Origin of the sequence: Ornithinibacillus scapharcae TW25, assembly GCF_000190475.1 — a bacterium.
Lineage (GTDB): Bacteria > Bacillota > Bacilli > Bacillales > Amphibacillaceae > Ornithinibacillus > Ornithinibacillus scapharcae.
In genome coordinates this window covers 24,568-36,540 of sequence record NZ_AEWH01000017.1, presented here as the reverse complement: position 1 = coordinate 36,540, position 11,973 = coordinate 24,568, and the positions used below count along the sequence as shown (strand labels likewise).

The window sequence follows — 11,973 nt, the reverse complement described above, 5'->3', positions numbered from 1 at the left end:
AAAAGAGTTATGATGGTAACTCTTTTTTATGTGACATAAGATTATAAAAATCTTATAATTAGTATATGAGCATATGTTCACATAATGAATGGGGGTGTAAATATGTATGATGTAATTGTAATGGGTACTGGTCAGGGTCTCTCAATAGGATATTATTTAAAACAAACCAATCATAACTTTATTCTTTTAGAAAAAGGAAATGAGGTAGGGGATAGTTGGAAAAAGAGATATGATTCTTTAACTTTATTTACCCCACGGCTTTAAAATTCCTATACATTTTTCAAAAAAAGTTGTAAGTGTCTTAATGGGAAATGATAGCTTCTTCATAAAAACAAAACAAGATGAATATCGAGCAAGAAATGTTGTTATTGCAACAGGTCCTTTCCAAAATCCTAATATCCCGTTATTTTCAGAAGACATCCACGGTAGCATTAATCAACTACACTCATCACAGTATAAAAACTCAAGTCAGTTGTTGGATGGAAATGTATTAGTGGTATCTTACGGGCAAACCGAAATTCTTTTCTTGGAAAAGAAGATTCAAAAGAAAGGAGACCCTATATTTGGATTTGAATTAAAACATACAATCAAAACAAATGATGTCAAAGTTAAGAAGAGGTTAATTGGTGTTGATAAGGATCTGTTAATATTTGAAGATAATACAACCCTAAAAGTAAACAATATTATATGGGTAACAGGATTTAAACATGATTTTCATTGGTGGAAAATGGATGGAATTTTAGATAGAGAAGGTAAAGTAATACATAGTAGAGGAGTAACAAACACAAAGGGGTTATATTTAATTGGTTTACCATGGCAATATCGACTTGGCTCTGCTTTATTACAAGGTATTGGATATAATTCAAAATATATAGCTAATAAAATAGAAGATGGTTCCCCTTCGCTCTAACTCAAGACCTTTGTGAAATCTGACGTCTTAACAGACTTAGAGCCCTACTATCATAGATGAGCACGGAGTTCATCTTCCTTAAATTATACCTAGTTCGATATTAATTGCACTAGATGTTAGTGGACACGAGAAATGATTGGAAATTAATTATCCATGTATCATCTAAGCATGTAACAAGTTTCAAATTCATATATAAAAATAAGATTGGAGGGATTGTAATGACTCAAGAAACGAATAACATTATCGAAATAACCAAAAAGAATAATCTTCAAATTAAAGAAGAATCAATGCACTTTAATGAATCTGGGTTGGACTTTCAAGTTGTATTTGCTCAGGATGAAAATGGAACGGATTGGGTATTAAGATTGCCTAGGCGAGAAGATGTTATGCCTAGAACAAAGGTAGAGAAACAAACACTCGAATTGGTGAATCAGTATGCTAAAAGTTTCCAATCACCAAACTGGATTATTTATACGGATGAGCTAATCGCATATCGAAAGTTAGATGGGGTACCAGCAGGGACTATTGATCATAACATTGGAAATTATGTCTGGGAACTCGATATCCATAATATCCCAGAAGTATTTCATAAGTCTCTTGGTAGAGTACTAGCTGAACTTCATAACATACCAAGTGAGAAGGCTGCAGAATTCGACCTTGTCGTGCATTCAGCAGAAGAGGCAAGAATGTCGATGAAACAACGGATGGATGCGGTAAAAGCCAAGTTTGGTGTTGGTGAGGATTTATGGAACAGATGGCAAGCATGGATCAATAATAATCAAATGTGGCCGAAGCAAACTGGATTGATTCATGGTGATGTACATGCTGGACATATTATGATTGATCAAGATGCGAATGTGACAGGATTAATCGATTGGACCGAAGCTAAAGTGACAGATATTTCGAGTGACTTTATCTTCCACTTTAAAGCTTTTGGAGATGAAGGGCTAGAGGCTCTCATTCTTGCTTATAAAGAAGCGGGTGGATATTACTGGCCTAAGATGAAGGAGCATATTATTGAACTTGATGCAGCATACGGCGTTGCAATCGCTGAGTTTGCATTGGTGTCAGGCGTGAAGGAATATGAACAGATGGCAAAGGAAGCGCTGGGTGTGAAAAGTTCATAAGTGGTGTATTGCTCTTTATTATTAATCGTATCAAAATGGTAAAATGATAGTAGACAATGAAGGAAAAGGGATCATCAATATGATGGTCTTTTTTTTGAAAAAAATATTCTATGATATATCGAAACTATTAATGGTTCTTTTCGTATATAAAATAAAGATTAACGATAGCTAATAAGGGCATTTGCTAGTTTAATCAAATAACATATAAGGAGGTTATTAGATTGTATTTTCCTTCCAATAGAGACATATAGCTTACATTCCTGGTATAGGGAACTGTTCTCATTACAATCTTCCTACCATTACTTCCAGATTCATATATTTCTCTTGGACGAGTGTTTTTGATTTTAATCGCAATACTATTGTTGTGGTTTTGGTTTAAAACGGCTTATATCGTAAAGGATGGTAATCTAAGAGTTGTTTTTGGTCCCTTTAGTAAGGTGATAATGATAAGTGATATCCAAAAAATAAGTAAAAGCAAAAATCCTTTGGCAGCACCGGCGTTATCTATAGATAGGTTGAAAATTCAATATGGCAAATATGATGTTCTTCTAATATCACCAAAAAATGAACGTGAATTTATAATACAACTCATACAAGAAAATGCTCAAATACAATTAGATGAAACATTACGTTCCAGCTAATGGTTTTAGATTTGAATAGAGGGGGATATGATGAGAATACATATTATAGGCGGTGCAGGTAGCGGAAAATCATATATAGCGGAACGGCTGAGCAAAGCGTTAAATATACCACATTTTGACTTGGATGATGTATTTTGGGATAAAGATGCAAACAATTACGGAGTAAAGACTCCATTGGCGTTAAGAGATAAGAAGTTAAAAGTAATAGTCGATCAACCTGCATGGATAATAGATGGAGTATATTTAAAGTGGGTAACACCTAGTTTCCAATTAGCTGATAAAATATTTATCCTAAATACTCCAATTGAAATTCAAGAAGAGAGGATATGGAAAAGGTACAAAGATAGAAAAGAAGGGATAATACCTTCAAGTAAGAAGGAATCAATTGAGAGCGTAATGGAACTGATTAAATGGAACAAGAGATATAATCAGGAATTATTACCAAACTTTATTAAAAATAGTGATTATAGCGAGAAGATTGTTCATGTTGAAAACTATGAAAATATACTAGGTATATGTAGTTTGAAAGGAATCGAGTTGAAAGAGTGAAGTGTGGAACATCAAAGTGATGTTATTCACTAATGGATAGAAAAAATGAAGGTGCGAATTCTAATTATAAACACAATTGGAGTGAGCATCTTGAAGAAAATATTAGTTTTATTACCGATTCTAATGATATATGGCTTAAATAGCTACTATGTTCATGCTATAGCTCAAGAGCAAAAGGAAATTAAACCCTTTGCAGAAGATTGGTACGTTACAACAGAAGACATTATTTGGGATGTTATTTTTCCAACTATTGACAAAAGGGTAATGGAAGAATATGGAGGTAATGAAGATTCAAGTTTTGGGTGGGGGAAAGATAGGATAGTTAATATTGTTTATAACAACAACCATTCTTATGATGTTTCAATAAGGATTCAAGTACCAAACCATAGCCATGCACCTATAAATTATACAGAAGACCTGGTGAAAGTAAGGGTATCTCCATCTTGTGCTAGTCCTAAAATTAACTGTAATCATGGATTCAGTGTGGATGTGTTAGAATACAAACATTTAACACAATAAGAACAGAAGAGAGGTTTTTAAAAATGAAGAACGCTTTGCCATGTGAACTGCATTGCAGTCTCATGGCAAGGCGTTTTCATATCCTACCTTCCTATAGGAAAGTCAAACGGTACAGATCCTGGAGGGGATGTTTGAATAATTTCAATAAATGGGATTGTATATGCAGCTAAGATTAATGCTACTGTAATCCCAATCCATAGCTTCCAGTTTTCAAAAAATGCAGGTGTTGGCTGTGCATCTACCTCTTCTTCAGCAATTGGAAATTCTTCTTCTCCTTTTGGAGCAAAGAAAGTCAGTTTAATAAAGATATAGACCATTAGAACAATACCAATAAATAGGATGGTCCCACCAATTGCTTGTGCCATCTGATATCCGATCCATTCGGAAACCTGCTCTCCGCCACCATACTCAGAATACGAGGAACGTCTTGGTGCACCAAGTAATCCTTCTATATGCATGGCTCCTGACATGATTGTCATCCCAACTGTCCAAATTATTGCTTGTATGATACCTAAACGGTTAATGTTAGGTGTCAGTTTTCTACCTCTTAAATACGGGATTAACCAATAACTAATCCCAAAGAAAGTTAACATTACTGTTGTAGCAACTGTTAAATGGAAATGACCGGTAACCCAAATGGTATTATGGATTAATGCATTCATTTGGTGGGAAGCGTTGATAATACCACCAGCTCCACCTGGAATAAAAGCTAGCATTCCAATAAATGGGGCTAGGAAACGAACATCCTTCCATGGTAGCTTCTTAAACCAACCAAATAAACCTTTTGCTCCTTTTCGACGCCCCGTAATTTCAAATGTAGCAAACATAGAAAATGCGGTCATTAAACTTGGAATAACAACCATGAATGTTAAAACAACTTGAATAAACTTCCAGGTTGGGTCAATTCCTGGCTCAGTTAATTGATGATGAAATCCAACTGGAATCGAAAAGAATAAGAACAAAACAAACGATAATCTTGCTAAGGAATCACTAAATATTTTCCCGCCAATGATTTTAGGAATGATTGCATACCATGCCATGTATGCTGGTAGCAACCAGAAATAAACTAATGGATGACCAAAATACCAGAATAGTGTACGACTAATTAATACATTAATCGTTTCAGCGTAACCTAAAGACCAAGGAATAAATTGAACTAAAACCGCTACAGCAACACCCAAAGAAGCAATAAACCACATGACAGTATTAACGGTTACCATAAAGGCTAGTAAGGGAGACTTTTCATCAGGATGTGCCTTTTTCCATAATGCAAGCTGTCGCCAATTGACAAATCCAGCTATCCAGCTGCCGATGATTACGAGGGCTAATCCGATATAAAACGCTGGATGAGCCCTAAGCGGAGCATAGAACGTATAAAGTACACTTGCTTCCCCAAATAGAATAGTGATTGCAGTCATAATTGTTCCAATGACCATAATCCAGAAGGCAACCCATGCCGTTTTACGTTGTTTTATGGATATACCAACCGTCTTTCCCATAAGGGAGAAATGAAAACCGATGATAAAATATGTCGTTAAAACGAGCCCTAATATCACACCATGAACCGTTAATATTTGGTAGTAATCAATACCTGCGGGGAGCGTGAATTTTCCTGAACGTATGAATACTTGTAGTAAACCCATTAAGCCACCAATTAGTAACGAAATAAATGCAACGGATATAAATGACATATAGAGTCTAGATTCTGGTTTAGAAATAGCTAAAGATTGTACAGATGGTTGTTCGTGATCCTTTTTGGCAAGTTCCATTATTCATACACCTCCACTGTAGCGTACATCATGTGATGACCAACTCCGCAGTACTCGTTACAAACGATTGTGTACGTTCCGGCGTTATCCATGACCGTTTCAAGACTACTTACATAACCTGGTTCCACCATCATATTGACATTTGTCCCAGCAACATGGAAGCCATGAACAACATCCTTTGTAGCGGCTTGGAATAAAACCGTGGACCCCTTTGGAATACGAATAGTCTTCACTGCATTTCCTTCTTCATCTTTTCCTAAGTCGTAGTTAAAGGCACTGGCAGCGATGTTAACAATATATTTATCATCATCTACTTTCGTCAGACCCAAGTTCTCTGGTTTGAAAGCCTCATTTGACTCGATGTTATACGGGTCAATGGTTACACCGTGGCTTTGTGGATGAGTACCTTGCCAAAAGGCACCATATCCGACAATGAAAAGAAAAACGACTAATGAACCAATTCCACATACTAACCAAATTTTTTCGAACTTATGCAAATGCATCGTTCATTCACTCTCCTTTTTGATAGACTACCTTGAAATAAATAATGCATAGGCCCCAAACCAAGTAATAATAATAAAGGCACCCAGTAGCATTACGGAGATAAATGTACCTATTAGATTGGGCTTTTCGTTCTCAGATGCTTGATGATCCTTCCGTTTTCGCATTCGAGATATCCTCCCTTTTCATAGAAAATGGTTATTACATCTTCATCATACACATTTTTTTCCTATAGAAAATTATGTAAATCAAACGTTCATTTTTTGTTCAATAAGGACTTTAACCCCTTGATAGATATAAGATTCGGGTATAAATACCTAAGAAAAGTTTGGCAAAAGTGTGTAAAAAATGGTAATAATTTTTGAAAACAAATACAAACTAACCTAAAAATGTGTTTTTAAAAAGGTGAGATCATGGCGATTATATGTTCGGTTGGGAAGGCAGTTCCAACCTATGAATTAGAACAGAATAGTGTAAAAGATTTAGTGAAAGGATTATTTTCTTATTCCAATAGAGAAATTAATAGATTGTTACCGGTATTTGACCATTCCGCTATTAAAACAAGACAATTTGTAGTCAGTGAAAAGTGGTTTATGGAAGAACATAGTTTTGAGGAACGAAATAGTTTGTATCACTTAAACGCAATTCAATATACCTTACAAGCGATGGACGAGTGTTTGAATGAGGCTAATTCAAGAGAATCGATAGCGTATGAAGATATTGATTTATTAGTTTTTGTATCTAGTACTGGTGTATCAACACCATCGATTGATACCTTTCTCATGAATGAGCGACCGTTTCGACCAGATGTGGAGCGTATGCCTTTGTGGGGACTAGGTTGTGCAGGAGGAGCAATTGGGCTGTCTAGAGTGTTCAACTGGCTAAAGGCGAATCCAACTAAGACAGCAATCCTTGTGAACTGTGAAATATGTAGTCTAACGTTTCAAAAGTCAGATCAGAAAAAGAGCAATTTGATTGGAACAGCATTATTTGGCGATGGAATTAGTTCGGTTTTATTGTTAGGAGACCATTCAAGATTTCGAGAGCACCTAACAAAACCTTCCCCTCGTATTAAAAATTACAGCTCCTATACCAAAAAGAACAGTACAGAGATTATGGGCTGGAAAATTATTGACTCGGGATTCGAAGTTATTTTTTCAAAAAGTATACCTGCATTAGTGAAAACAGTTTGGAAAGAACATATGGAGCACTTTCTGAAACAAGAGGAATTAACAATAGATGAGGTAGATGGTTTTATTGCTCATCCTGGAGGTAAGAAGGTATTAGAAGCGATGATGGAAGTGTTTGATATACCTTTAGATAAATTAGAGTATTCCTATCAAATCCTCCAGAATCATGGAAATATGTCATCGGCAACCGTGCAGTATGTTCTACAAAGGTGGTTAGCATCGGATGTGGAAAGAGGGAAGAAGGCCTTACTAACTGCTTTAGGGCCAGGATTTAGTTCAGAAATATTATTAGTGGAGTGGAATTGAGTATGGAACTATGGATGTGGATATTGCTATTTTTTATAATTGGGCAGCGTCTAATCGAACTGATTATTGCTAAAAATAATGAGAAGTGGATGAAAGCTCGAGGCGGTATTGAAGCGGGAAGTGACCATTATAAATGGTTTGTCTACCTACATGTACTTTTTTTTATAAGCATCCTGTTGGAGACGATAAGTAAACCTGATCACGTAACTAATAGTATTAATTATCTTTATTTTACGGTATTTATTGCGGCTCAACTAGCACGTGTTTGGTGTATTCATTCCTTAGGAAGGTTTTGGAATACAAAAATTATTATTTTACCGCGAGTTGCGTTAATTCGGAAAGGGCCTTACAAATATATAAAACACCCTAATTATGTTATTGTCGCAGTAGAGTTATTTATTATTCCAATGTTATTTGGGGCGTATATCACAGCAATTGTGTTCCCGATTTTACATATTTCATTATTACGTATTCGGATACCTGCAGAAGAAAAAGCACTTGCATCTACTTCTAAGCTGTAGAAGACGGACGTATGTGTTAATGTTATACTGCGATTAGTTATCTAATTTAATAGGAGGGGTAGCATTCTTTCCTATTTGCCAAAAAAAAACGGTAATCACGTTGGATTACCGTTTTATTATTTACATTTATTTTTTCACTACGTTAGCAGCTTGTGGACCACGTTCACCTTCAACAATTTCAAAAGATACTTCTTGGCCTTCTTCTAAAGACTTGAATCCTTCACCTTGGATAGCTGAGAAGTGAACGAATACATCGTCTCCACCCTCTACAGAAATGAAACCATATCCTTTTTCTGCATTAAACCATTTTACAACTCCGTTTTCCATGTGATTAAACCTCCTAAAACTTTCACGTAAAACGTGGTAATACAAATCAGAAAAATGAGTATCAAAAAAGGCAGCTAAGACAGAAAGACTGGATCATACTGAACCCACTTCTTTCGAGTCGAAGCTACCATTTTCTAATGATCCATAAATCCTCTTTGCTTGTTTCAACTATAGCTCATTTTAAAATGTCAGTCAAGTTTCATTAAGCTATATAATACAGAATCGTCTAATCTGTCTGTCTTTTGACTGACATTCATTGTATAATCTTATTGTATTATTTTTAATGATTTTTATGTATCATGTTTTCTAGTTACCTAAATTAGGAAGAAGGGACGTTTTAAATTGAAGACAGATATTGAAATTGCCCAAGAGGCTAAATTAGAGCCAATACATAAAATAGCTCAACTGTTAAATTTATCGCCAGAAGACTGGGAACCGTATGGTCATACAAAGGCGAAGCTATCGGATAAACTATTGGATAAGTATAAGGATAAACCAGATGGAAAGGTCATATTAGTAACCGCAATAAGTCCTACTCCTGCAGGTGAAGGAAAGTCTACTGTAACAGTTGGACTAGGACAAGCTTTAAATAAAATTGGTAAGAAGACAGTCATTGCATTACGGGAACCTTCACTTGGACCTGTCATGGGCATCAAAGGTGGTGCCGCAGGAGGAGGTTATTCACAAGTATTACCGATGGAAGATATTAATCTACACTTCACAGGTGATCTTCATGCGATAACAAGCGCTAACAATGCATTAGCAGCAATGATTGATAATCATATTCATCAGGGCAATAAATTAAATATCGATCCTAGGAGGATTGAATTTAAACGAGTAATGGACATGAATGACCGGGCATTGAGACAAATCGTGGTTGGATTAGGTGGTCCTCTGCGTGGTGTACCTAGGGAGGACGGCTTTAATATTACAGTAGCTTCTGAAATTATGGCAATTTTATGCTTATCGAATGATTTACAGGATTTGAAGAGAAGAATTTCCAGTATTGTCATTGGCTACACCTATGAGGAAGAACCTGTCTATGTTCGAGACTTACAAGTGGAAGGTGCATTAACACTCTTACTTAAAGAAGCGATTAAACCTAATTTAGTGCAAACGATTGAAAATACACCAGCTATTGTTCACGGAGGGCCATTCGCCAATATCGCCCATGGGTGTAACAGTATTATTGCGACGAACACTGCAGCAAAATTAGGGGATTATGTCGTAACAGAAGCAGGTTTTGGTGCAGATTTAGGTGCAGAGAAGTTTTTAGATATCAAGACGAGAGTTGGAAATATTGATACAGATGCCGTTGTTATCGTCGCTACAGTTCGAGCGCTAAAAATGCATGGTGGAGTTCCAAAAGATAAACTAACAGAGGAAAATATTGATGCGCTAAGAGCTGGGATGGAAAATCTTCAAAAGCATATTGAAACCATTCAATATTTCGGACTTCCTTTTGTCATAGCAATTAATAAGTTTCCAACCGATACACCTAGAGAAGTTGAGCTAATCAATGAATGGTGTCAGGAAAGAGACTATGAGGTAGCTTTAACCGATGTTTGGGCAAAAGGTGGCGAAGGTGGTCTTGAACTTGCGGAGAAAATCGTCCATGCGATAGACACGAAACAGAATGAGTTTAAACGAGTTTACGAATTAGAGGATTCATTAGAAACAAAAATAAGCAAAATTGCTCAGGTTGTTTACGGTGCAGATGGGGTTGATTTCTCACCTAAAGCGAAAAAGCAACTCGATTTCTTTGAAAGTCAAGGATGGGGTAATTTGGCAATTTGTATGGCTAAAACACAGTATTCATTATCCGATGATCCGACACGTTTAGGACGTCCAACTGGATTTACAATCACAATAAGAGAATTACGCCCTTCAATAGGCGCTGGATTTATTGTGGCATTGACTGGTGACATCATGACGATGCCTGGTTTACCGAAAAGTCCTGCCGCATTAAGGATGGATGTGACAGAAGATGGAAAGATAGTAGGTTTGTTCTAAATGTATTCGAACGAAAAGAAACAACTAAAAGAAATTAGTGCTTATTGTCATGAGTTATTTTCTAAAGACTCCAGTGGACATGATTATTATCATCTGAAGCGGGTTGCTAAACTCGCGGGTAAATTTGCACTTCAAGAGAAAGCGAATTACTTTATCTCTGTAGCAGGTGCATGGCTACATGATGTCGGGGATGTAAAATTATTTGAACATCCTGATCAGGCAATATCAGATATGAAGGTTTTCTTGACCTCTATAGATATACCGAATAACCAGATTGATGAGATTTTAACGTCTATAGATGTTATTTCTTATAGTAAAGGAAAAATACCGCAGTCGATTGAGGGGAAAATTATTCAAGATGCAGATCGTATCGATGCCATCGGAGCAATTGGAATTGCTAGGACTTTTGCATATGGTGGAGCTAAGGGACAGTTAATGTACCACGATGAATATAAGTCTGGTACATCCGTCCAACATTTCTATGATAAAATCTTAAAGCTCAAAGATACTCTTCATACGGAATCTGCAAAGAAGCTTGCCGAGGAGAGACATCGTTTTGTAGAAAGCTTTTTGGACCAATTTTTGGAAGAGTGGGGAGACGAATGGTAATTAGACTTGCGGAGAAAAAAGATATTACGCAGTTAATCAAGATGAGATGGGATTTTACGATTGAGCATGATGAGAGTAAAAGGACCGCTTCCTATGAGGATTTTGAAAAGGAATGTCAGAGCTTTTTGGAACAAGCCATTAGCGGAAAGCAATGGTATATATGGATTGCTGAGGAACAAGATACGATTGTAAGCCATATCTATATCGAAGTCATTCAAAAAGTACCACGCCCAGGGAGAGTCACCTATCCTTTTGCCTATATGACGAACGTTTATACTATACCTGCATATAGAAATAAAGGCATTGGTAGTGAGTTGCTTCAGACTATTCATGAATGGATTAAAGAGAACAAGTATGAGTTTATTATTGTTTGGCCAAGTGAAGATTCCATCGGTTATTATGAAAAGAATGGCTATATCCATTGCTTGGAACCAATGGAATACTTTCCAATTTAATTACTAACATTTAGAAGTTTGCCCAAAAAATCAAAAAAAGAATCGTTCATCCAAATAAGTAGTCCAGATTCTGGAAAAATGGAAAATAATAGTGCTGAACCACATAGTGTTTAGCACTATTATTTTTGTTATTAATTCAATTGTTGGAGGTTATGAGTGTTATTTAATGTAAGAAACACAAAAAGTATCCAAGTGACAATAGTAATTGACAATGCATCATATATAATACGCTTTGAATTGTATGCTAATTTGTATGTGAATCAATCAGATAATTTCATGGTTATTTAGAATTGTTCAACAAATATGTTAGAATAAGATAAGGATATGTAAAGCAATGTCTTAAACTAACTATGGGGGCAGGTTAGTTGAACAAAAACCCTGGTTTTCCATCCGATGATGTTATTTCAAACTGGGCTATAAAGTATGATCTGTATGAAGATTATTTAAGGGCGTTATTCGCAACAATGAGATAGGATGACTTATTTAAACCTCGTATTGATCCAAAAGGATTTAGAAAACATCTATCGATTTTAAAA

15 protein-coding genes are annotated in these 11,973 nt (G+C 36.0%); 11 read left to right on the top strand and 4 right to left on the bottom strand.

Annotated elements, in window-relative coordinates; translation table 11 throughout:
• The first annotated feature begins 102 nt into the window (after positions 1-102).
• The 6 genes from G5W_RS24810 to G5W_RS0104485 all read left to right on the top strand — a co-directional run bounded on the left by G5W_RS24810 (position 103) and on the right by G5W_RS0104485 (position 3,746).
• Positions 103-264 (top strand): hypothetical protein, encoded by a 162-nt coding sequence (locus tag G5W_RS24810; protein WP_010094587.1) that lies wholly within the window; start codon positions 103-105, stop codon positions 262-264.
• 40 nt (positions 265-304) lie between these two features.
• Entirely contained in the window at positions 305-910 is a 606-nt protein-coding gene (locus G5W_RS21960; protein WP_010094586.1) for an NAD(P)-binding domain-containing protein, read from the top strand.
• A gap of 218 nt (positions 911-1,128) precedes the next feature.
• Complete coding sequence (locus tag G5W_RS0104500; RefSeq protein WP_010094585.1) at positions 1,129-2,037, top strand: macrolide 2'-phosphotransferase; 909 nt, start codon at positions 1,129-1,131, stop codon at positions 2,035-2,037.
• Between the two features lie 338 nt (positions 2,038-2,375).
• Positions 2,376-2,678 carry a PH domain-containing protein gene (locus tag G5W_RS21955; RefSeq protein ID WP_010094584.1) on the top strand — a complete coding sequence of 101 codons (303 nt, stop codon included), beginning with the start codon at positions 2,376-2,378 and terminating at the stop codon, positions 2,676-2,678.
• A 30-nt stretch (positions 2,679-2,708) separates the two neighbouring features.
• Positions 2,709-3,227 (top strand): P-loop NTPase family protein, encoded by a 519-nt coding sequence (locus G5W_RS0104490; protein WP_010094583.1) that lies wholly within the window; start codon positions 2,709-2,711, stop codon positions 3,225-3,227.
• An 81-nt stretch (positions 3,228-3,308) separates the two neighbouring features.
• Positions 3,309-3,746 (top strand): hypothetical protein, encoded by a 438-nt coding sequence (locus G5W_RS0104485; RefSeq protein ID WP_237706198.1) that lies wholly within the window; start codon positions 3,309-3,311, stop codon positions 3,744-3,746.
• Between the two features lie 83 nt (positions 3,747-3,829).
• On the opposite strand, the gene G5W_RS0104480 is transcribed toward G5W_RS0104485, so the two are convergent.
• Genes G5W_RS0104480 through G5W_RS0104470 form a run of 3 tightly spaced genes read right to left on the bottom strand, consistent with a single transcriptional unit; the run spans position 3,830 to position 6,183 of the window.
• On the bottom strand, positions 3,830-5,515 hold the full coding sequence (locus G5W_RS0104480) for a b(o/a)3-type cytochrome-c oxidase subunit 1 (protein ID WP_010094580.1): 1,686 nt from the start codon (positions 5,513-5,515) through the stop codon (positions 3,830-3,832).
• Positions 5,515-6,018: a cytochrome c oxidase subunit II gene (locus G5W_RS0104475; protein WP_010094579.1), complete on the bottom strand. Its 504-nt coding sequence runs from the start codon at positions 6,016-6,018 to the stop codon at positions 5,515-5,517. The genes G5W_RS0104480 and G5W_RS0104475 overlap by 1 nt, the downstream gene beginning before the upstream one ends.
• A 27-nt stretch (positions 6,019-6,045) precedes the next feature.
• On the bottom strand, positions 6,046-6,183 hold the full coding sequence (locus tag G5W_RS0104470; protein ID WP_010094578.1) for a cytochrome c oxidase subunit 2A: 138 nt from the start codon (positions 6,181-6,183) through the stop codon (positions 6,046-6,048).
• 246 nt (positions 6,184-6,429) lie between these two features.
• On the opposite strand from G5W_RS0104470, the gene G5W_RS0104465 reads away from it, so the two are divergent.
• Positions 6,430-7,512: a type III polyketide synthase gene (locus G5W_RS0104465; RefSeq protein WP_010094577.1), complete on the top strand. Its 1,083-nt coding sequence runs from the start codon at positions 6,430-6,432 to the stop codon at positions 7,510-7,512.
• Positions 7,513-7,514: 2 nt separating this feature from the next.
• The gene (locus tag G5W_RS0104460) at positions 7,515-8,033 is read left to right on the top strand and encodes an isoprenylcysteine carboxyl methyltransferase family protein (protein WP_010094575.1); all 519 of its coding nucleotides are present in this window, start codon (positions 7,515-7,517) and stop codon (positions 8,031-8,033) included.
• A gap of 126 nt (positions 8,034-8,159) precedes the next feature.
• Here G5W_RS0104460 and cspD read toward each other — a convergent pair whose 3' ends face one another.
• Complete coding sequence (cspD, locus tag G5W_RS0104455) at positions 8,160-8,360, bottom strand: cold-shock protein CspD (protein WP_010094573.1); 201 nt, start codon at positions 8,358-8,360, stop codon at positions 8,160-8,162.
• A 342-nt stretch (positions 8,361-8,702) separates the two neighbouring features.
• Here cspD and G5W_RS0104450 point away from each other — a divergent pair, with 342 nt between their 5' ends.
• From G5W_RS0104450 to G5W_RS0104440, 3 genes are read left to right on the top strand one after another with little or no spacing between them, the layout of a single operon-like run.
• Positions 8,703-10,373 (top strand): formate--tetrahydrofolate ligase, encoded by a 1,671-nt coding sequence (locus G5W_RS0104450; protein WP_010094572.1) that lies wholly within the window; start codon positions 8,703-8,705, stop codon positions 10,371-10,373.
• Positions 10,374-10,982 carry an HD domain-containing protein gene (locus G5W_RS0104445; protein ID WP_010094571.1) on the top strand — a complete coding sequence of 203 codons (609 nt, stop codon included), beginning with the start codon at positions 10,374-10,376 and terminating at the stop codon, positions 10,980-10,982.
• Complete coding sequence (locus G5W_RS0104440) at positions 10,976-11,437, top strand: GNAT family N-acetyltransferase (protein ID WP_010094570.1); 462 nt, start codon at positions 10,976-10,978, stop codon at positions 11,435-11,437. Before G5W_RS0104445 ends, G5W_RS0104440 begins: the two co-directional genes overlap by 7 nt.
• The last annotated feature ends 536 nt before the right edge of the window (positions 11,438-11,973 follow it).